A 19,979-nucleotide genomic window follows, 5' to 3' on the forward strand; every position below is an offset into this window, starting at 1 on the left:
GAGGAGGCCTGCGCCTCGACCGGGGAGGCCTGCGCCTCGACCGGGGAGGCCTGCGCCTCGGCCGAGGAGACCAGCGGTTCGACCGGGGAGGCCTGCGGTTCGGCCTCCCCCGGCGCCGGATCGGTGGCCTGGGGCTGCTCCGCGCGCCAGGGCGTGGTGCCGGCGGGCGATGCCGACGCGCCGGTGGGCGGTGCGGGCGTGGGGGGCCGCTGCGGCGGAGCAGGGTCCGGGGCGGGTTCGGCGGCCGCCAGGGGTGCGGGCTCGGGCACCGGTGACGGCCGTACCGGGCTGGCCGCTTCGGGCTCGGGGCGCGGCGGCGCCGTGCAGGCCGGGTCGGGCACTGGCTGCGGGCGCGCCGGCCCGTCCTCGGCGGTTGTGGGCAGGAAGGCGGCGGAAGTCGGCGTGTCGGGGGTGGAGCGCAGCGGTGCGGTCGGGGTGACAGGGGTGGTCGGGGTGGACTGGTGCGGGTCTGGCATCGCGTGTCCTCGGGGTGCGGGTCAGCGGATCCGGCGGGCGGCGGCCGGGATGGCGTCGGCCAGGCGGTCGAGGACCGCCGAGGCCTGCTCGTCGGTCAGGGTCAGCGGTGGGAGCAGACGGACCACGGCGCCGTGGCGGCCGCCGAGTTCGACGATCAGACCGCGTTCGAGGCACTCCTGGCGGACGGCCGCGGCGAGGGCCGGCGCGGCGGCCCCGGTGTCGGGGTCGACGAGTTCGAGGCCGATCATGAGGCCGCGGCCCCGGACGTCCCCGATGCAGGGGTGGCCGGAGGCCAGGCCGCGCAGGGCGGCCAGCATCCGATCGCCGAGCACGGCGGCGCGTTCCGCGAGCCGGTTCTCGCGGACGAAGGCGAGCGTGGCGGTACCGGCGGCCATGGCGAGCTGGTTGCCTCGGAAAGTGCCGGCGTGGGCGCCGGGAGTCCATACGTCCAGGCCCGACCGGTACACGATCACCGCGAGGGGCAGGCTGCCGCCGATTGCCTTGGAGAGGACCATCACGTCGGGCACCACTCCGGCATGGTCGACGCCCCAGAAGGCTCCGGTCCTGCCGACTCCCGTCTGGACCTCGTCGGCGATGAGGGGGATCCCCCGGGACGCGGTGATCTCGCGCATGCGGCGCAGCCAGCCGTCCGGGGCGGGGTTGACCCCGCCCTCGCCCTGGACCGGTTCGACGATCAGGCCTGCGGGCTGGGGGACCCCGCCCTTGGGGTCGTCGAGGAGGTTCTCCGTCCAGCGGGCGGCGAGTTCGGCGCCCTCGGTGCCCCCGACGCCGAAGGGGCAGCGAAAGTCCTGGGGGTACGGAAGCCTGGTCACCCGAACTCCGGGAGCACCCCCCGAGGCGTCCAGGGCGCCGGCGGTCATACCGTGGTAGGCCCCGGTGAAGGCGAGCAGTCCGCAGCGCCCGGTCGCGGTGCGGACCAGTTTGAGTGCGGCTTCCACCGCGTCCGTGCCGGCGGGCCCGCAGAACTGGATCCGCGCGTCGGCGGCCAGCGTCGGCGGCAGGTTGGCGAACAGCTCAGTGGTGAAGGCGTCCTTGACGGGTGTCGCGAGGTCCAGCACGTGAAGGGGCGCACCCGAATCCAGGACGCCGCGGACGGCTTCCAGCACCACCGGGTGGTTGTGTCCGAGCGCGAGGGTGCCGGCTCCGGAGAGGCAGTCGAGGTAACGGCGGCCGTCGGCGCCTTCGATGGTCAGCCCGCGGGCCCGCACCGGGACGATGGGCAGGGAGCGGGCGTAGGTCCGGGCGGCGGACTCCCGCTGCGCCTGCCTGCGCAGGATGCCGTCATGGCCTGCTGCTCGGCCGCCCTGCGGCGGGACTTGGGGGTTCGCCTGCGACGGGGTCTGCGTCGCGGCCGCCGCCCCGGCCGGCTCCGTGAAAGCCACGAACGTCGCTCCTCCCGCACTGACTGCACCGACGGATTGCCCTTCGAACACCGACGCTCCCCCCATCCCCCGTACGTACCAACGACGGTGACGGCGGCGGATCACGGGTGGGCCCAAGATCCTTGTCAAGAAGTGAGCAAAAGGAACCGCCGACCCGGGCTGCGTCGTCCAAGGCGGCAGCGGCATAGTGGGGTGCTCCACTCCACGCCTCGATCCTCCAGGGGGACGAACGACATGCGACCGAACCGACCGGTCACCGCGACGCTGTGCGCGGCCGCCCTCGTGCTGACCGCCGCCGCCTGCGGCCCCGGCGACGGGGAGGCCGGCGGCGACGCCAAGCCGACCGTGGCGGCGAGCCTGCCGAACACGGACGGGATCAAGATCCCGGACCAGCTCAAGGAGAAGCTCAGGGAACGCGGCATCGACGTGGAGAAGTGGAAAGGGGGTGAGTGGAAGAACTGGAAGCAGGAGGACTGGCTCCGCGAGGCGGGCGACTACATCAACCCGATCATCGAGGACCTCTGGGACCCGGACCGCATGCGCGACGCCGAGCAGCCTCAGCGCCCGGCGGTCGACCCGGATGCGGGCAAGGACCAGGGCGTCACCGACCCGACCCCGGCGCCGGTGGCGGCGAAGCCGGCCAACGCGCCTTATCACGGGAGCATTCCGGAGTCCGGCAAGGTCTTCTTCGACGGTCCCGAGGGCTCGATGGTCTGCTCGGCGACCGTGGTGAAGGACCCCGCGCACCCCGGCAAGTCGAACCTGGTCTGGACCGCGGGTCACTGCGTTCACGCGGGCAAGGCGGGCGGCTGGTACCGCAACATAGCCTTCGTCCCCTCCTACAACAACGCGGGCAAGCCCTCAGCGCAGCTCAAGGGCGCGCCGCGCCAGCAGGTGGCCCCGTACGGCGTGTGGTGGAGCGACTGGGCCCAGACCTCCGACCAGTGGATCGCGACCGGCGGTCCGACCGGCGGCGCCGGTGCTCCCTACGACTTCGCCGTGCTGCACGTGACGCCGGAGAAGGGCAGCGGCAAGTCTCTCGAGGAGACGGTCGGTTCGGCGCTTCCGGTGGAGTTCGCCGCGCCCGCCGTGCCGAAGGTCGCGAGCATCACGGCAACGGGCTACCCCGCGGCGGCTCCGTTCGACGGTCAGAAGGCCTTCCAGTGCACGGACAGGCCGGGACGGCTGACTCTGAAGGCGAACGAGCCGGTGATGTACCGCATCGGCTGCACCATGACGGGCGGCGCCTCCGGCGGTGGCTGGGTCGCGCTGGGCGCCAACGGCAAGCCCGCGCTGGTGTCGAACACCTCGATCGGCCCGGCCAAGGCCGGCTGGCTGGCCGGACCGCGGCTGGGCCCGGAGGCGAAGGGCATCTTCGACGCCGTCAGCGCCAAGTTCAAGTAGCCCGCGCCCCGAAACCCCGGCCAAGGCCCAGGCCCCGGCCCGGGAGCGGGAGCGGGAGCGAACGACCGAGGGCCCCCTGCACCGCAGGGGGCCCTCGGTCGTCAGACCCTCAAGGCTGCCGTGCCGTCACCGGCGGGCGGCCGACCGGTGTCGGCGCGGCTACTGCTTCGCCAGCGCGTACGGCGCGAGGTCCGCGGCCAGTTCCTGGTGGACGCGCGCCTTGAGGAGGGTGCCCTCCGGGGTGTGCTCCTCGGAGATCACCTCGCCCTCGGCGTGCGCCTTCGCGACCAGCGAGCCGCGGGTGTACGGCACCATGGCCTCCACCTCCACCTCGGGCCGCGGCAGCTCGGAGTCGATGAGCGCGAGGAGTTCCTCGATGCCCATGCCCGTCCGCGCCGAGACGGCGATGGAGTGCCGTTCGATCCGCAGCAGCCGCTGCAGGACGAGGGGGTCCGCGGCGTCGGCCTTGTTGATCACCACGACCTCGGGCACGTTCACCGCGCCGACCTCGCGGATCACCTCGCGCACCGCCGCCAGCTGCTCCTCCGGTGCCGGGTGCGAGCCGTCGACGATGTGCAGGATCAGGTCGGAGTCGCCGACCTCCTCCATCGTGGAGCGGAAGGCCTCGACGAGGTGGTGGGGCAGGTGCCGGACAAAGCCGACCGTGTCGGCCAGGGTGTAGACCCGGCCGCTCGGCGTCTCGGCCCGGCGCACGGTTGGGTCGAGGGTGGCGAACAGGGCGTTCTCCACCAGCACACCAGCGCCCGTGAGGCGGTTGAGCAGCGAGGACTTGCCGGCGTTGGTGTAGCCGGCAATGGCTACGGAAGGCACCTTGTTGCGGCGCCGTTCCTGCCGCTTGATGTCGCGGCCGGTCTTCATCTCCGCGATCTCCCGGCGCATCTTGGCCATCTTCTCGCGGATCCGTCGCCGGTCGGTCTCGATCTTGGTCTCACCGGGGCCTCGGGTGGCCATGCCGCCACCGCCGCCGCCACCCATCTGCCGGGACAGCGACTGACCCCAGCCGCGCAGTCGCGGCAGCATGTACTGCATCTGCGCGAGCGCGACCTGCGCCTTGCCCTCTCGGGACTTGGCGTGCTGGGCGAAGATGTCGAGGATCAGGGCCGTCCGGTCGACCACCTTGACCTTGACGACGTCTTCGAGGGCGATGAGCTGGCCGGGGCTGAGCTCACCGTCGCAGACGACGGTGTCGGCGCCGCTCTCCATGACGATGTCACGCAGCTCGCGGGCCTTGCCGGAACCGATGAAGGTGGCGGGGTCCGGCTTGTCGCGGCGCTGGATCACGCCGTCGAGTACGAGAGCACCCGCCGTCTCGGCCAGGGCGGCGAGCTCCGCGAGGGAGTTCTCCGCGTCCTGCACCGTGCCGGAGGTCCAGACACCGACGAGCACGACGCGCTCGAGGCGGAGCTGTCGGTACTCGACCTCGGTGACGTCTTCGAGCTCGGTGGAGAGGCCGGCCACGCGGCGCAGGGCCGCGCGCTCGGAGCGGTCGAACTGGTCGCCGTCCCGGTCTCCGTCGATCTCGTGGCTCCAGGCGACGTCCTCTTCCATCAGGGCATCGGCCCGAAGGCTCTCGGTGAAGCTCTGCGAGTCCCGCACGTCATTTGCGTCCCGCGCGTCCTGGGAAGGGGAAGAGGAGGAGGTCATTGGATCCTTACGTCGATTCGAATAGCAGTGTCACGCCTGGCGGGGACACGGTAGCTGTCACGTCCAACGTGTCACACCGCCCGGGGATTCCCCGAACGGCCCCGTCGATGGTGACATGCCCGTTCCTCGGCGGTCACACGCTTTTCCCGCCGGGCCCGGCCTTGTCCGGGGCCGACGCCTCGCCCGCCGCCGGCTTGCCGGGCGCGGCCTTGTCCGGCGCACCCTTGCTTGGCGCACCCTTGCTCGGCGCGGCCTTGCCCGGCGTGGACCGGTCGGCCGCCGGGGCGCTCCACTCCGGGTGCCCCGGCATCGGCGGGGTCTTCGCCCCGTACAGCCACGGCTCCAGGAAGGGTCCGAGGTCGCGGCCCGCTTCCTGCGAGGCCAGGCGGACGAAGTCGGCTGTGCCCGCGATCCCGTCCCGGTACTGCGTCACCCAGCGCCGTTCGATCCGCTCGAAGGCCGGGGCACCGATCTCCTGCCGCAGCGCGTAAAGGATCAGCGCCGCGCCGTCGTAGACCACCGGCCGGAACAGCCCGATCTTCTCGCCGGGCGCGGCCGCCTTCGGGGCGGCCGGAGGGCCTCCCGCCGCCCGCCACTGGTCGGAGCGCTGGTACGCCTCGCGCATGCGCCGCTCCAGGGAGTACTTGCCGAGGTCGTCGGCGTACAGGGCCTCGTACCAGGTGGCGTGTCCTTCGTTGAGCCACAGGTCGGACCAGGTGCGCGGGCTGACGCTGTCGCCGAACCACTGGTGGGCGAGCTCGTGGACCATCACCGCCTCGACGTACCACTCGGGGTAGCCATCGCCGGAGAACAGGCTGCTCTCGAAGAGCGAGAGGGTCTGCGTCTCCAGCTCGAAGCCGGTCGTCGCCCGCGCGATCAGCACGCCGTAGTTCTCGAAGGGGTAGCGGCCGACGCGCTCCTCCATCCACGCGATGTGGCCGGCGGTCTTCTTCAGCCAGGGGTCGAGCCGCTGCCGGTCGGCGGCGGGCACCACGTCGCGCAGGGGCAGCCCGTGCGGTCCGGTCCCGTGCACGACGGCGGAGCGGCCCACCGAGACCTGGGCCAGCTCGGTGGCCATCGGGTGCCGGGTCCGGTAGGTCCATGTCGTGGAGGGGCCGGTGCGGCGGGCAGGTGCCGCCTGGAGCCCGTTGGCGACGGCCGTGAGCGCGGCGGGGGCGGTGATCCGGAAGGTGAAGAGGGCCTTGTCGGCGGGGTGGTCGTTGCAGGGGAACACGCGGTGGGCGGCGTCCGCCTGGTTGGCCATGGCCAGACCGTCCTCGGTGGGTACCCAGCCGCCGTCCCCACGGCCGCGGGGGTCGCTGGTGTGCCGGACCGTGATGCGCAGCGCGCCACCTTCCGCCACGGCGCGCGGCGGGGTCAGCACGAGGTCCTCCCCGACGCTCTCGAACCGCACGGGCTCCCCGTTGACCTCGGCGGACGCCACCTTGCCGTGGGTGAAGTCCAGGTTGATGCGCTCAAGCGGCTCCAGTGCCCGGGCGTCGATGACGGTGACCGCGTCGAGCGGGGTCAGGTTGTCCTTGTACGTGAAGGACAGGTCGTACGCGAGCACGTCGTAGCCGGGGTTGCCGAGTTCGGGGAAGAGCCTGTCGCCGATGCCCAGGGGCTTCGGCGGGGGCAGTACGGCGGCGACGAGGGTGAGGGAGGCCGCGGCGAGCAGGGCGGCGCGCAGGCGGGGGGAGGAGAGCTGCATCCACCACCGCTTACCAGCGCCGGCCGCGGAGCCGCGCACGGCGCGCGACGGATCCACCCGAACGGGACCTTCCGGCGCCGCACCGGCCTAGGGTCCTTCTTTCGGATCAGGCCGGATCAGGGAGCGGCGCCTGGTGCCGTGGATCGCAAGGCGGAGGAGGAGGTCCCTGCGGAGCATCGGCGACCGACGACAACGGGGCGAGGCGCGGTGCGGTGCCGGGCGTCGCGAGCCCGGCGGGATCCGGAAGAAAGGCCCTTGGGAGGCGTCCGGCTGATCAGCGGCCGGCCCCCGGGAGCCCGGCGTGACCGGCGTGACGCCCCTACGCCCGGCTGACGTCGTAGACGCCCGGCACGTCCCGCATGGCGCGCATCAGCGCGGGGAGCCCGGCTGCTTCGGGCAGCTGGAGGGTGTAGGTGTGCCGGACCCGTCCCTCGACCGGGGGTTCGACGGTTGCGGAGACCACCTCGACGCCCTCGCGGGCGATGGCCTCGGTCAGGTCGGCCAGCAGATGCGGGCGGCCGAACGATTCAGCGAGCAGGGTGACCCGGCAGTCCGCCGTGGCCCGCCAGTGCACTGCCACGGAGGTGCGGCCCACGGCGCGCATCTGCGCGACGGCCGCGCACTGGACGCGGTGCACCGTGACGGCACCACCGCGGACCAGGAAGCCGGCGACGGCGTCGGGTGGGACCGGGGTGCAGCAGCCGGCCAGCCGGACGGGGGCGTCCGGCAGGTCGGCCACGGCGTTGGCCCCGCCGCCCCGGGCCCCGACGACCGACAGCGGTGCCCGCGCGGCCGTCGTCGTGGCCATGGCGCGGTCGGGATGGGACTCGAGCCAGCTGCTGATGGCGATGCGGGCGGCGGGTGTCCGGGCGTGGTCCAGCCATTCGGCGGAGGGTCCGGAGGAGGCGTCCTGCGCGAGGAGGAGCTGGACGGTGTCCCCGTCGGACAGCGGCGAGGACAGGGAGGTGAGGCGCCCGTTCACGCGGGCGCCGATACAGCCGTGGGCCGCATCGCCGTGCTGGGCGTAGGCGGCGTCGATACAGCTGGCCCCGGCCGGGAGGCCCAGCGTGCCGCCGTCGGCCCGGAACACGGTGATCTCCCGGTCCTGCGCCAGCTCGGCGCGGAGCACGGTCCAGAAGGTGTCGGGGTCGGGGGCCGACTGCTGCCAGTCGAGCAGCCTGGACAGCCAGCCCGGGCGTGTGGGGTCCACCCGCTCCTCGTCCGGGTCGGTGGCGGCGTCGGGTGTCGCGGTGGCGTACGGGTTGCCGAGCGCGACCACGCCGGCCTCGGCGACGCGGTGCATCTGCCGGGTGCGCACGATGACCTCGGCCACGTACCCCTCGGGCGTGGCCACGGCGGTGTGGAGGGACTGGTAGAGGTTGAACTTCGGGGTGGCGATGAAGTCCTTGAACTCCGAGACGACCGGGGTGAAGCAGGTGTGCAGCTCTCCGAGGGCGGCGTAGCAGTCGGCGTTCTCGCCGACGAGGATGAGGATGCGGCCGAAGTCGGAGCCGCGCAGCTCTCCACGTGTGCGGGTGATCCGGTGGACGGAGACGAAGTGCCGCGGCCGGACCTGCACTTCGGCGCCGATGCCCGCTTCTCGCAGGACGGTCCGTACGGAGTCGGCGATGCCGGGCAGCGGGTCGCGTTCGCCTGCGTGGGCCGCGATGAGGGCGCGGGTGCTCTCGTACTCCTCGGGGTGCAGGATCGCGAAGACGAGGTCTTCCAGTTCGGTCTTGAGGGCCTGTACGCCGAGCCGCTCGGCCAGCGGGATCAGGACGTCGCGCGTGACCTTGGCGATGCGGGCCTGTTTCTCGGGGCGCATCACGCCCAGGGTGCGCATGTTGTGCAGCCGGTCGGCGAGTTTGATCGACATGACGCGGACGTCGTTGCCGGTGGCGACGAGCATCTTGCGGAAGGTCTCCGGTTCGGCGGCGGCACCGTAGTCGATCTTCTCTACCTTGGTGACGCCGTCGACGATGAAGCAGACCTCGTCGCCGAACTCGGCGCGGACCTGATCGAGGGTCACGTCGGTGTCCTCGACGGTGTCGTGGAGCAGAGAGGCCGTCAAGGTGGTTGTCTCGGCGCCGAGTTCGGCGAGGATCAGGGTAACGGCGAGCGGATGTGTGATGTACGGCTCACCACTTTTTCGCATCTGGCCGCGGTGGGAGCTCTCCGCGAGGAGATAGGCGCGGCGCAGAATGGACATATCGGCGTCCGGATGGTGGGCGCGGTGGGCCTCTGCGACGTGGCCGATCGCGTCCGGGAGCCGGTCCCGGGAGGTCGGCCCGAGGAGCGCAGCGCGCCCGAGCCGGCGCAGATCTAGCCTGCTCCGGCCCCGTCTGCGGAGCTCAGGGCGCGCTTCGGGGTGTGCTTCGGGGTTCGTGGCCTCTGCACTCATGGGCACCTCCGGCGGCTTCGACCGGCGGTGGCGGGCATGGGGTGAGCCCTCAGGGCCGGTGCCTGATGTTACCGACCCCACCACGTGGCGCAGTCCACCTCTGGCACAGCGTGAAACGGATCACCCATTAGAGGGAAGCTTCAGGAGAAAGCCGTTTCGGTGAGCCAGGCCGCGTCGAACTCACCGGCGGCCACGATGACGGCCGGTCCGGTCATGTCGATCCGGCCGTCGGGGTGTTCGGTGATGACGAGCGTTCCGCCGGGGAGGTCCACGGTGTACGTGGCCGGTTCGCCGGTGGCGGCGGGGTCCGCGCCGTCGCGCCGGATGGCGGCCACGGCGACGGCGCAGGCGCCGGTGCCGCAGGAGCGGGTCTCGCCGGAGCCGCGCTCGTGGACGCGCATGGCGACGTGCCGGGGGCCGCGGTCGACGACGAACTCGACATTGACACCCGTCGGGTAGGCGGACGCCGGGCTGAACGGCGGGGCGGTGAACAGGTTCCCTGCGTCGTCCAGGCTTTCGACGAACGCGACCGCGTGCGGGTTCCCCATGTTCACGTTGCGCGCCGGCCAGCTGCGCGATCCGACGCTGACGGTGACCTCGCCCTCGGGAAACGCGGCACGGCCCATGGAGACGGTGACGTCGCCGCCCTTGTCGAGGTGCACGCGCTTGACGCCGCCGCGCGTGGCGACGGCCAGGTCCCCCGGCTCGACGTGGCCGGCGTACTGCAGGTAGCGGGCGAAGACGCGCACGCCGTTGCCGCACATCTCGGCGACGGAGCCGTCGCTGTTGCGGTAGTCCATGAACCACTCCGCCTCGTCGGCTAGGTGCGCCGCCTCGGGGTGCGCGGCGGACCGGACGACGTGGAGAACCCCGTCGCCGCCGATGCCGGCGCGCCGGTCGCAGAGCTTCGCGACGGCGGACGCGGGCAGCTCGATGGAGTTGTCCGGGTCCGGGACGATCACGAAGTCGTTCTCGGTGCCGTGGCCCTTGAGGAAGGAGAGGGTGGTCTGCGTCACCCGCCCATCGTACCGAGGCCCTGCTCAGAGGCGCCGGGCGGCCCGGCGGCGATCACCCGGCGACAGAGTCGAGCGTCCGGGGCCGTCACGGGCGCCGGGGCGGTCAGCGGAGCCGGGCGACCCGGTACACGGCGAGGCCTACGACGACCAGTGCGACGACGGCGTACAGCGCGACCATGCGCCAGTCCGGGCGGCGGCCGCTCCCCCTGGCCGGAAGGCCGGGCCAGGTGTAGCCGACCCGCCGGGCGGCCATCATCCCCCACCCTCCGGCGCAGCAGCTGATGAGGAAGCCGAGCATGGCGACCACGGCTCCGCCGTCGCCGAACTCGAAGGCGAGGGGGAAGGCGAACATCAGCGAGCCGGCCGCGGCGAGCATCACGATGGGGGCGATCTGCCAGACGCGCAGGCGTCGCTGCGGTCGCAGTTCGACCTCGAACGCGGGCCCGCCGGCAGCCTCGGCCTCGGCGGTGTCCGGGGCGTCCGGGCCGTCGGGGGTCAGCCGATCGGGGTCGGCGGGCAGGCCGAGGCCCGCGGGCCCGTCCGTCCCGCCGAGAAGCATCGGGTCCGCTTCCCGCCGGGTGTCGTCCCGCCCGGTGTCGCGAGGGCCGGCCTCCATCGCCACGCGCCCTCCCCACTCGGACTCAGTACGCCGCCATGCATCGCAGGTGATCGCACCCGCTGGAGTTTGATGATGGCACGCCCTCAGCCCCGCTACGGGCGCGCGGGGCGTCCCGATGCCATCACGTGATCAGGCTGTAACCGCTCGTTCGACCAACGACTCGGCAAGTCCGGGGAGTTCCGCCCGGTCGGCGGCGGCCCCGCTGAGCCAGTGGACGCGCGGATCACGGCGGAACCAGGAGTCCTGACGGCGGGCGAACCGCTTGGTCGCCCGGACCGTTTCCGCCCGGGCCTCGTCCTCGGTGCACTCGCCGGCGAGCGCGGTCAGCACCTGCTGGTAGCCCAGCGCCCTGGAGGCGGTGATCCCGTCGCGCAGCCCGCGGGCCTCCAGGGCGCGGACCTCGTCGACCAGCCCGTCCTCCCACATCCGGTCGACGCGCAGGGCGATCCGCTCGTCGAGCTCGGGCCGGGCCACGTCGACGCCGATCTGGACGGTGTCGTAGACGGACTCGTGGCCCGGCAGGTTCGCGGTGAACGGCTTGCCGGTGATCTCGATGACCTCCAGCGCGCGGACGATGCGCCGGCCGTTGCTGGGCAGGATGGCCCGGGCGGCCTCCGGGTCGGCGGCGGCGAGGCGGGCGTGCAGGGCGCCGGGGCCGCGCAGCGTGACCTCCTCCTCGAGCCGGGCGCGGACCTCGGGGTCGGTGCCGGGGAACTCCATGACGTCCAGGGCGGCCCGGACGTACAGGCCGGATCCGCCGACGAGGACGGGCGTGCGGCCCTCGGCGAGCAGTTTGTCGATCTCCAGACGGGCCAGCCGCTGGTACTCGGCGACGTTGGCGGTGTCGGTGACGTCCCAGATGTCGAGGAGGTGGTGCGGGACACCGCCGCGCTCCTCGGTCGTCAGCTTGGCGGTGCCGATGTCCATCCCCCGGTACAGCTGCATGGAGTCGGCGTTGACGACTTCGCCGTCGAACCGGCGGGCCAGGGCTACGCCCAGGTCGGACTTTCCTGCCGCGGTGGGACCGACGACGGCGATGACCCGCGGGGCGGGGGCTGCTTTCCTCACTGCCCCAGTCTCGCAAACGCCTGGGCATGTACCCGATCGAGCTACGTGACGGGGTGGGAGCGGGGTCGTTGCCCTGGCGAGGTTCCGGCCCGGCGCGCGCCGTGGGCACGCCCGGCGCAGGCCGGTTCGGTCACCGCGGAACTTCACTCGCACGCGTAACGTTACGGGAGTAGACATGGGCGTTTTTGGTCGGTTTTTTCGCCGTAAGGAAGAGGTCGTGACCGAGGAGGTCGCGGCCGCGGCTCCGGCGGCGGAGTCCGGTGCGGCCGAGGGGGCCGAGCCTGCTGCGGCGGAGAGCGAGCCGGCGGAAGCCGTGGAGATTCCGAAGCAGCAGTCGGCGGAGGTGGCCGCGGACAGCGAGACCGGCGAGGGCGCCCGTACGTAGCGAACGTCGACGGAAGGTGGCCCATGGGCCTGCTGGACAATCTGAAGGCCAAGCTCGCTCCCGCGAAGGACAAGGTCGGTGACCTCGCGCACCAGCACGAGGGCAGGATCAGCGAGGGTCTGGACAAGGTCGCCAAGGCCGTGGACTCCAAGACCAAGGGGAAGTACAGCGGCCGGATCACGAGCGGGACCGGCAAGGCGAAGGACGCCCTCGGGAAGATCGCGCACAAGGACGCCTCCGGCGGGCCGACGCCGCCGGCGGCCTCCTGACACGGGTTGACGGAAAGGGGCGCGGAAGCGGCTGGATGCCGGTTCCGCGCCCCTTCGGCGTTCGTGCCGCGCCTCTCCCCCGCGCCCCGATCGTCGTTCCCGGGTCTGTGGGCCCCCGTGGCGGCGCCCGGAGGCCCGCCGCGGGCTACGACCAGGTGGCGACGAAGTACCCCACTCCGTACGGGGCGTCCTCGTACAGCAGGCGTCCGGCGAGGTCCGCGCCTTCGGCAGCGCCGGCCAGCACCTGCCAGGGGGCGCGGCCGGCGGCCTGGAGTTCGGCAGCGAGCCCGGCGTCGATCGCGGCGAGCGCGGCCGTGTCGGCGCCGCCCAGCGCGCGTGCGGCGGCAGCGTCGAAGCCCGCGGCGCGCTCGTCCAGGTAGCCGGGGGCCTTGAGGGTGCGGCGCGCACTGCCGTCCCCGAGGACCAGCATGGCCACGCGTTCGGCGGAGCGGCCCAGGTCCGCGCCGAGGAGGCCGCAGCCGCTGGGGGGCAGGTCCTCGGCGACGGCCACGCCCGCGACCGGGGCGGCCGCCCAGCGGGCCTGCCCGAGCAGCCACCCGGCCACCGCGAGGGAGGTCGGGAGGCGGGTCCCGGTGGCGTGGCCGCTCGGCGGTTCGCCCAGGTCGGGGCCCAGGGTGACGGCCAGGTCCACGCCGAAGCCGGCGAAGCTGCCGGGGGTGCCCTGGTCGTACCCGCCGCCCTCGGCGGCGGCCCCGACCACGACCAGCAGATCGGGCCGGGAGGCGGCAAGCACCGCGAGCGCGTCGGAGCAGGCGGTGCGGGCGTCGCCGAGTTCGGCGGCGGCGCCTGCGGCGACCTCCGGCACGAGCAGCGGCGGGGCGGGGCAGACGGCGGCGGCTACGAGCATGATCCGCAGCCTAGCCGGACGGCCGCCCCGCAGCCTCAGGAGGCGGGCGCAGCCCAGGAGCGGCGCGCAGCCTCACGAGGCGGGCGCAGCCTCACGAGGAGGCGGGCACCGAGCAGCCGGAGGCGACGGCCGGAAGGGGAGCCGGGACGCCCAGCGTCGGGAGGCCGAGCATGACGCCCGCCGGCTGGGCCGGGGCGGCGTTGCGCTTCTCCCAGGCGTCGCCGGCGCGGGTACGGCGCACGGTAAGGGTCGGGCCCTCGGCCAGCAGGTGGTGCGGGGCGGCGTAGGTGATGTCCACGGTGACGACGTCGCCGGGGCGGACCTCGTGCTCCGGCTTGGTGAAGTGGACCAGCCGGTTGTCGGGGGCGCGGCCGGACAGGCGGTGCGTGGCGCCGTCCTTGCGGCCCTCGCCCTCCGCGACCATGACCTCCAGGGTGCGGCCGACCTGCTTCTTGTTCTCCTCCCAGGAGATCTCCTCCTGGAGGGCGACCAGGCGCATGTAGCGGTCCTGCACGACCTCCTTGGGGATCTGCCCGTCCATGTCGGCGGCCGGGGTGCCGGGCCGCTTGGAGTACTGGAAGGTGAAGGCGTTCGCGAAGCGGGCCTCGCGCACCACGTGCATCGTCTGCTGGAAGTCCTCCTCCGTCTCACCGGGGAAGCCCACGATGATGTCGGTGGAGATCGCGGCGTGCGGGATCGCGGCACGGACCTTCTCGATGATGCCGAGGAAGCGCTCCTGGCGGTACGAGCGGCGCATCGCCTTCAGGATCGGGTCCGAGCCGGACTGCAGGGGCATGTGCAGCTGCGGCATCACGTTCGGGGTCTCGGCCATCGCCGCGATCACGTCGTCCGTGAAGTCGCGCGGGTGCGGGGAGGTGAAGCGGACCCGCTCCAGGCCCTCGATCCCGCCGCAGGCGCGCAGCAGCTTGCTGAAGGCCTCGCGGTCGCCCAGATCGGAGCCGTAGGCGTTCACGTTCTGGCCGAGCAGGGTGATCTCCGAGACGCCCTCGGCGACCAGGGCCTCCACCTCGGCGAGGATGTCGCCGGGCCGGCGGTCCTCCTCCTTGCCGCGCAGCGCCGGGACGATGCAGAAGGTGCAGGTGTTGTTGCAGCCGACGGAGATCGAAACCCATGCGGCGTACGCGGACTCGCGGCGGGTGGGGAGCGTGGAGGGGAAGGCCTCCAGCGACTCGGCGATCTCGACCTGCGCCTCCTCCTGGATCCGGGCGCGCTCCAGCAGCACAGGCAGCTTGCCGATGTTGTGCGTACCGAAGACGACGTCGACCCAGGGGGCCTTCTTGACGATCGTGTCGCGGTCCTTCTGGGCGAGGCAGCCGCCGACGGCGATCTGCATGCCGGGGCGCTTCGTCTTCATCGGTGCGAGCCGGCCGAGGTTGCCGTACAGCTTGTTGTCGGCGTTCTCGCGGACGGCGCAGGTGTTGAAGACCACGACGTCGGCGTCGCCGTCGGAGCCCTCGGGCGCGCGGACGTAGCCGGCGTCCTCCAGCAGACCGGAGAGCCGCTCCGAGTCGTGAACGTTCATCTGGCACCCGTAGGTGCGCACCTCGTAGCTTCGCTTCTCGTCCACTGCCTGGCTCCGGTCGCTGCTGGTCATGCAACAAGGGTAGGCGGTGGACGGGAGCCCTCCGGTCGCCGTGCGCCAGGGCACCTGGCGGCAGCCGGCCGAACCGGACGAGCCGCAGGTCAATGGCTCGGGGGCGGTCGTGGGCGGGGTCCGCGGACATCCCGCGCCGTGACAGGACGGCGGCCGGGTGGCAGGATCGCGCCCATGCCTCTCGTACCGCCCCGGATCAGCAGGCGCCACGCCCTGCGGGTCCTGGTGGCCGTACTCGCCGTGCTCGGCGTCCTCACCTGGTGGCTGAATCCCTTCGGAAAGCCGGACCCGGAGGGCGAGCTGACCTTCAGCACGGGCGCTCGGACCGGTGTCTACCACCGGTACGGACAGCTCCTGCAGGAGGCGCTGGGGCGGGACATGCCCGGGGTGGACGTGACACTGGTGACCAGCGAGGGCTCGCAGGAGAACCTGAAGCGGCTGGCGACCGGGGAGGCCGACTTCACCGTGGCCACGGCCGACGCGGTCGCCAAGTACCGCCTCGACGGGAAGCCCGGCGCGGACCTGCTGCGCGGATGCGCGCGGCTCTACGACGACTACGTGCAGCTGGTGGTGCCGGCCGGGTCCCCGGTGCAGTCGGCCCGGGACCTGCGGGGCAAGCGGGTGGCGATCGGCCAGCCCGGTTCCGGGGTGCGGCTCGTCACGGAGCGGCTGCTCACCGCGGCGGGCATCGACCCCGTCCTGGACCTCACGTCGGTGTCCATCGGCCTCGACACCATGCCGGCCGAGCTGGAAGCGGGCAGGATCGACGCCTTCTTCTGGTCGGGCGGCCTGCCGACGAACGCGGTGAAGGAGTTGTCCGAGCGCTTCGACATCCGGCTCGTGCAGCTCGGCGACCTCGTGGAGCAGCTCCAGGGGAGCGGCAGCCCGGCGCGCTACTACCGGACGGCCGTCATGCCGCAGGACGCTTACAGCCGGGCGCGCAACACCAGCGCCGTGACCACCCTCGCCGTGCCGAACCTGCTGGTGACCACGGCCAAGACCGACCCCGAGCTGACCGAGCGGCTGACCCGGACGGTGATCCTCAGCCGCGACCGGGTCGGGCGGGCGGTGCACGCGGCGCAGCTGGTGGACCTGCGCACGGCGATCTACACCGACCCCTTGGAGCTCCACGAGGGAGCCGGCCGGTACTACCGGTCCGTCAAGCCCTGACGCTCACGCCGTGTGCGCGGGGGCGGGGGCGGATTCCGAGGACGCGGACGGGGACGGGGACAGCAGCATCGTCGCCGCCGCGGCCGCGCCGATCAGGCCCGCATGAGTCCCCAGGGTCGCCGGCACCACCTGGAGCTCCTGCACGAAGGAGAGCGTGGCGTACTGCGCGAGGTGGCTGCGGATCGGGCCGAAGAGGGTGTCCCCGGCGGCGGCCACTCCCCCTCCGATGACCGCGATGTCCGTTTCGACAAGGGTGGCGCTGGCCGCGATGGCGGCGGCCAGGGCGCGGCCGGCGCGGTCGAAGGCGGCCAGGGCGATCGGGTCCCCCTGTGCGGCGGCCGCGGCCACACCCGCCGCCGTGGCGTCGCGCACGGCGCCGGGGCCGTCGGAACCGTCCGGGCCGGAGCCGGCCGACGGGGTCCAGCCCTGATCGAGGGCCCAGCGGGCGATGGCCGTGCCGGAGGCGATCGACTCGACGCACCCGCGGCTGCCGCAGACGCACGGCTCACCGTCGAAGGCCACGCTGATGTGGCCGATGTGGCCCGCGTTGCCGGTGGGACCGGGGTGGAGCCGGTTGTTCAGGATGAGGCCGCCGCCGACGCCCGTGGAGACCACCATGCACAGGGCGTTCGCGTGTCCGCGGGCGGCGCCCAGCCAGTGCTCGGCCGCGGTCATCGCCACGCCGTCGCCGGCCAGTACGGTCGGCAGGGCGGCCCCGCGTGCCGCGAGCTCCGCCGCGATCCGCTCCTGCACGGGAAAGTCCCGCCACGCGCCGATGTTGACCGGGCTGACCGTGCCGCGGGAGGTGTCCACGGGGCCGGCGCTGCCGATCCCGCAGCGGACCGCGGAGGTCCACAGTGGTGATGCGGACAGGTCGGCGACGACCTCGGCCACCGCCGCCATGACGCCTTCGGCGTCCACTCCGCGCGGAGTGGGGCGGCGGGTGGTGGCCGTCATCGTGCCGTCGGGGTGCACCAGCGCCCCGGCGATCTTCGTGCCGCCGATGTCGATCGCCACCGTCGGTCCGGCGGCCGCCGTGGCGGCGCGCGGCGCGGGGGACGGGGCGGTGGGGGTGCTCACGGTGGCGGCTCCAGGAAGGGGTCAGGAATCAGTATGCGCCGGGGGCGGCGCCGTGCTGTCGCGAGGCTCCAGCCTCGGCCGCTCGCTCTCGCGGACGCCGGGCGGACCTCCGGCGAGCACGGAGAGGAGTTCCTCGGCGGCCAGCCGTCCGAAGCCGGCCGTGTCGCGGACGAGGGCGGTGAGGCGGGGGTGGTTGACCCGGCACAGCGCGGAGTCGTCCCAGGCGACGATCGAGAGCCGGTCCGGCACGGGGATGCCCAGCTCGGCGGCGACCGCACTGCCGGCGACGGCCATCACGTCGTTGTCGTAGACGAGCGCCGTCGGGGGCTGCGGCTCGGCGAGGACCCGGCGGGTGGCGGCCGCGCCCTGCGCGTCGGAGTAGTCGGTGACCACCGAGTACACGTGGTCCGGACCGAGGCCGCGGCGCGCGGCCTCGACCCGCAGGGACTCCATCCTGCGGACCGTGTGCGCGAGGCCGGGGAGCCCCGCGACGTGCACGATCCGGCGGTGGCCCAGCGCGTGGAGGTGCTCCAGGACCTGAGCCATCGCACCCGCGTCGTCGGCCCGGACCGAGGAGACGGGCGAGGGTGCGGGGACCGCCGAGGATCCGGGGACCGCCGAGGATCCGGGGACCGCCGAGGGCACCGGGTCCTTCGCGGACCCGGGGACCTTCGCCGACCCGGGGACCTTCGCGGCCGGGGCGCCGGGCTCGCCGATGGTGACCGCGGGCAGGCCCAGCTCCGCCAGGAGCGCGGGGCGCGGGTCCCCCGTACGGGGGTCGACGACGAGCACGCCGTCCACCCGACGCTCGGCCCACCACCGGCGGTAGACCGCGCATTCGGCGTCCACGTCCTCGACGACCTGGAACAGCAGGGCGGTCCGGGCGGCGGCGAGGACCTCCTGGATGCCGGAGACGAGCTGGAGGAAGAAGGACTCGACTCCGAGGGTGTGCGCGGGGCGGGCCAGGACGAGCCCGACGGCTCCGGACCGTTCGCCGGAGAGCGCACGGGCAGCGCTGTTGGCCTGCCAGCCGAGCTCCTCGGCGACGCGGCGGATCCGGGCCCTGGTGTCCTTGGAGACGCCAGGCCGGTCGTTGAGCGCGAAGGAGACGGCGCTCTCCGACACCCCGGCCCGGCGGGCGATGTCCTTGATCGTGGGTCTGCGGGCCATGGCCTGCCAGTCATCCTTCGCGCTACGGGCTACGGGCTACGGGCTACGGACGGCGCTGGCCGGACCGTACGCGATCCGGCCGCGGCGGACAGCACCGATCGCCGCACCCGTTGGGCCTCCCGGCAGGCGCGAACGGCCGCAGCCACCCGCCGCGATGACCGGGAATCCACTGTCCATTTCCGCACACTTCCCTGATCTCCGCCAGCACTAAACCGCATTAGCGAACAGGGAAGTTCAAAACTGAGCCCCTTGCGCCGAGCGGGCTGAAGCGCATAAGTGGGCGCACTTGAGGCCCTGTTGACTTTCCGTTTCGGCACCGGCAGTTTGTGGGCGTCCGGTGAATTCGTGCAGACTCCAGAGCCCCAGGACGCCTTGTGCAGGATCACGCGCTCCGCTTCGGTGCCAACTACACACCGGCCCAGGGATGGTTCCATCACTGGCTCGACTTCGACCTCGACGCGGTCAGGGCCGATCTCGACGCGATCGCCGCACTCGGGCTGGACCACGTCCGCGTGTTCCCGCTGTGGCCCGTCTTCCAGCCGAACCGCACGCTGATCCGGCCGCGGGCCGTCGAGCAGCTCGTCGCGCTCGCGGACGCGGCCGCCGAGCACGGGCTCGACGTCAACGTGGACGGCCTGCAGGGGCACTTGTCGAGCTTCGACTTCCTGCCGGCTTGGACCCGGACCTGGCACCGGCGCAACATCTTCACCGACCCCGACGTGGTCGCCGGTCAGGAGGAGTACCTGCGCACGCTCGCCGTGGCCCTCGCCGACCGGCCGAACTTCCTCGGCATGACCGTCGGCAACGAGATCAACCAGTTCTCCGGTGCCCCGCACCCCGACCCCGACCGCATCACCCCGGCGCAGGCCGCCGACTGGCTGGAGCGGATGCTGGCAGCCTGCGAGCGGGGGGCGCCCGGCCGCCTCCACCTGCACGCCGAGTACGACGCCGTCTGGTACCGGGACGATCACCCCTTCACGCCCGCCCAGGCCGCCGGGCTGGGCGGGGCCACCGCCGTCCACTCCTGGGTGTTCGACGGCACCGCGCAGCGGCACGGCGCCCGCGGGACGGCGACCGAGCACCATGCCGCGTACCTCGTCGAGCTCTCCAAGGCCTGGGCGCCGGACCCGCACCGGCCGGTGTGGCTCCAGGAGGCCGGCGCTCCGGCCCCGCTGATCGGGCCGGAACAGGCGGCGCGGTTCACCGAGGCCACGGTCGTGAACGCGCTGGACTGCCCGGACCTGTGGGGCGTGACCTGGTGGTGCTCGCACGACGTGTCCCAGGAGCTCGCCGACTTCCCGGAGCTGGAGTACGGCCTCGGCCTGCTCGCCAACGACGGCAGCACCAAGCCGGCCGGCGCCGCCATCGCCCGGATCGCCCGCGAGTGGCGCGGACGCGCGCACCGGCCCGCTCCCCGGTCCACCGCGCTCGCCGTGGACGTGGGCGGGGCGGAGCACGCTCCCCGCCGCTCCGTGTGCGCCCCCGGCGGCGCCTTCTTCGACGCGTGGACCGTGCTGACGGCTCAGGGGGCGCGCCCCGCGGTCGTGCTGGCGGAGCGTGCCGAGGACCGGGTCCACCTGGCGGCGCGCGGCATCACCGAGGTGCTGCGGGTGCGCGACGTCGTGTGATCTGCCCCGAACTGCCCCGAGCGGCCCCCG

16 protein-coding genes are annotated in these 19,979 nt (G+C 73.2%); 5 read left to right on the top strand and 11 right to left on the bottom strand.

Features of this window, described 5'->3' with window-relative positions:
- Nucleotides 1–497 precede the first annotated feature (497 nt).
- On the bottom strand, nt 498–1,880 hold the full coding sequence (locus ACZ6JS_RS28725; protein ID WP_469302163.1) for a diaminobutyrate--2-oxoglutarate transaminase family protein: 1,383 nt from the start codon (nt 1,878–1,880) through the stop codon (nt 498–500).
- Nucleotides 1,881–2,114: 234 nt separating this feature from the next.
- Between ACZ6JS_RS28725 and ACZ6JS_RS28730 the strand changes: the two genes are divergently transcribed.
- Nucleotides 2,115–3,284 carry a trypsin-like serine peptidase gene (locus ACZ6JS_RS28730; RefSeq protein ID WP_469302165.1) on the top strand — a complete coding sequence of 390 codons (1,170 nt, stop codon included), beginning with the start codon at nt 2,115–2,117 and terminating at the stop codon, nt 3,282–3,284.
- A gap of 159 nt (nt 3,285–3,443) precedes the next feature.
- Here the strand turns inward: ACZ6JS_RS28730 and hflX are convergent, their stop codons facing one another.
- The 6 genes from hflX to miaA all read right to left on the bottom strand — a co-directional run bounded on the left by hflX (nt 3,444) and on the right by miaA (nt 11,764).
- Nucleotides 3,444–4,949 carry a GTPase HflX gene (hflX, locus tag ACZ6JS_RS28735; RefSeq protein WP_469302167.1) on the bottom strand — a complete coding sequence of 502 codons (1,506 nt, stop codon included), beginning with the start codon at nt 4,947–4,949 and terminating at the stop codon, nt 3,444–3,446.
- Nucleotides 4,950–5,082: 133 nt separating this feature from the next.
- Nucleotides 5,083–6,660: a M1 family metallopeptidase gene (locus ACZ6JS_RS28740; protein WP_469302168.1), complete on the bottom strand. Its 1,578-nt coding sequence runs from the start codon at nt 6,658–6,660 to the stop codon at nt 5,083–5,085.
- A gap of 319 nt (nt 6,661–6,979) precedes the next feature.
- Entirely contained in the window at nt 6,980–9,061 is a 2,082-nt protein-coding gene (locus tag ACZ6JS_RS28745) for a RelA/SpoT family protein (RefSeq protein WP_469302170.1), read from the bottom strand.
- A gap of 140 nt (nt 9,062–9,201) precedes the next feature.
- Nucleotides 9,202–10,077: a diaminopimelate epimerase gene (gene dapF / locus ACZ6JS_RS28750; protein ID WP_469302171.1), complete on the bottom strand. Its 876-nt coding sequence runs from the start codon at nt 10,075–10,077 to the stop codon at nt 9,202–9,204.
- Nucleotides 10,078–10,180: 103 nt separating this feature from the next.
- The gene (locus tag ACZ6JS_RS28755; protein ID WP_469302239.1) at nt 10,181–10,693 is read right to left on the bottom strand and encodes a hypothetical protein; all 513 of its coding nucleotides are present in this window, start codon (nt 10,691–10,693) and stop codon (nt 10,181–10,183) included.
- A gap of 132 nt (nt 10,694–10,825) precedes the next feature.
- On the bottom strand, nt 10,826–11,764 hold the full coding sequence (miaA, locus tag ACZ6JS_RS28760) for a tRNA (adenosine(37)-N6)-dimethylallyltransferase MiaA (RefSeq protein WP_469302173.1): 939 nt from the start codon (nt 11,762–11,764) through the stop codon (nt 10,826–10,828).
- A 217-nt stretch (nt 11,765–11,981) separates the two neighbouring features.
- On the opposite strand from miaA, the gene ACZ6JS_RS28765 reads away from it, so the two are divergent.
- Complete coding sequence (locus tag ACZ6JS_RS28765; protein ID WP_469302174.1) at nt 11,982–12,149, top strand: gliding motility protein; 168 nt, start codon at nt 11,982–11,984, stop codon at nt 12,147–12,149.
- Nucleotides 12,150–12,172: 23 nt separating this feature from the next.
- Nucleotides 12,173–12,418, top strand: a complete 246-nt coding sequence (locus ACZ6JS_RS28770) for an antitoxin (RefSeq protein ID WP_469302175.1) — start codon at nt 12,173–12,175, stop codon at nt 12,416–12,418.
- Between the two features lie 145 nt (nt 12,419–12,563).
- On the opposite strand, the gene ACZ6JS_RS28775 is transcribed toward ACZ6JS_RS28770, so the two are convergent.
- Together ACZ6JS_RS28775 and miaB are read right to left on the bottom strand one after the other, a co-directional pair.
- On the bottom strand, nt 12,564–13,286 hold the full coding sequence (locus tag ACZ6JS_RS28775; RefSeq protein WP_469302177.1) for a class III extradiol dioxygenase subunit B-like domain-containing protein: 723 nt from the start codon (nt 13,284–13,286) through the stop codon (nt 12,564–12,566).
- Between the two features lie 91 nt (nt 13,287–13,377).
- Complete coding sequence (gene miaB / locus ACZ6JS_RS28780) at nt 13,378–14,901, bottom strand: tRNA (N6-isopentenyl adenosine(37)-C2)-methylthiotransferase MiaB (protein WP_469302179.1); 1,524 nt, start codon at nt 14,899–14,901, stop codon at nt 13,378–13,380.
- 174 nt (nt 14,902–15,075) lie between these two features.
- Here miaB and ACZ6JS_RS28785 point away from each other — a divergent pair, with 174 nt between their 5' ends.
- Nucleotides 15,076–16,071 carry a TAXI family TRAP transporter solute-binding subunit gene (locus ACZ6JS_RS28785; protein ID WP_469302181.1) on the top strand — a complete coding sequence of 332 codons (996 nt, stop codon included), beginning with the start codon at nt 15,076–15,078 and terminating at the stop codon, nt 16,069–16,071.
- Nucleotides 16,072–16,074: 3 nt separating this feature from the next.
- Here the strand turns inward: ACZ6JS_RS28785 and ACZ6JS_RS28790 are convergent, their stop codons facing one another.
- Both ACZ6JS_RS28790 and ACZ6JS_RS28795 read right to left on the bottom strand, forming a co-directional pair.
- Nucleotides 16,075–17,088, bottom strand: coding sequence for an ROK family protein (locus ACZ6JS_RS28790; RefSeq protein ID WP_469302241.1), 1,014 nt, complete (start codon nt 17,086–17,088; stop codon nt 16,075–16,077).
- A gap of 84 nt (nt 17,089–17,172) precedes the next feature.
- The gene (locus ACZ6JS_RS28795; protein ID WP_469302183.1) at nt 17,173–18,321 is read right to left on the bottom strand and encodes a LacI family DNA-binding transcriptional regulator; all 1,149 of its coding nucleotides are present in this window, start codon (nt 18,319–18,321) and stop codon (nt 17,173–17,175) included.
- Between the two features lie 374 nt (nt 18,322–18,695).
- Here ACZ6JS_RS28795 and ACZ6JS_RS28800 point away from each other — a divergent pair, with 374 nt between their 5' ends.
- Nucleotides 18,696–19,949 (top strand): glycoside hydrolase 5 family protein, encoded by a 1,254-nt coding sequence (locus tag ACZ6JS_RS28800; protein ID WP_469302185.1) that lies wholly within the window; start codon nt 18,696–18,698, stop codon nt 19,947–19,949.
- The last annotated feature ends 30 nt before the right edge of the window (nt 19,950–19,979 follow it).

Source organism: Streptomyces sp. NPDC046349, assembly GCF_055587885.1.

What these genes read in the sequence shown, in the direction of transcription:
- ACZ6JS_RS28745 (WP_469302170.1), bottom strand. Translation starts at nt 9,061, where the DNA reads ATGAGTGCAGAGGCCACGAACCCCGAAGCACACCCCGAAGCGCGCCCT.
- ACZ6JS_RS28775 (WP_469302177.1), bottom strand. Translation starts at nt 13,286, where the DNA reads ATGCTCGTAGCCGCCGCCGTCTGCCCCGCCCCGCCGCTGCTCGTGCCG.
- ACZ6JS_RS28795 (WP_469302183.1), bottom strand. Translation starts at nt 18,321, where the DNA reads ATGGCCCGCAGACCCACGATCAAGGACATCGCCCGCCGGGCCGGGGTG.
- miaB (WP_469302179.1), bottom strand. Translation starts at nt 14,901, where the DNA reads ATGACCAGCAGCGACCGGAGCCAGGCAGTGGACGAGAAGCGAAGCTAC.
- ACZ6JS_RS28770 (WP_469302175.1), top strand. Translation starts at nt 12,173, where the DNA reads ATGGGCCTGCTGGACAATCTGAAGGCCAAGCTCGCTCCCGCGAAGGAC.
- ACZ6JS_RS28755 (WP_469302239.1), bottom strand. Translation starts at nt 10,693, where the DNA reads ATGGAGGCCGGCCCTCGCGACACCGGGCGGGACGACACCCGGCGGGAA.
- ACZ6JS_RS28730 (WP_469302165.1), top strand. Translation starts at nt 2,115, where the DNA reads ATGCGACCGAACCGACCGGTCACCGCGACGCTGTGCGCGGCCGCCCTC.
- ACZ6JS_RS28785 (WP_469302181.1), top strand. Translation starts at nt 15,076, where the DNA reads ATGCCTCTCGTACCGCCCCGGATCAGCAGGCGCCACGCCCTGCGGGTC.
- ACZ6JS_RS28740 (WP_469302168.1), bottom strand. Translation starts at nt 6,660, where the DNA reads ATGCAGCTCTCCTCCCCCCGCCTGCGCGCCGCCCTGCTCGCCGCGGCC.
- hflX (WP_469302167.1), bottom strand. Translation starts at nt 4,949, where the DNA reads ATGACCTCCTCCTCTTCCCCTTCCCAGGACGCGCGGGACGCAAATGAC.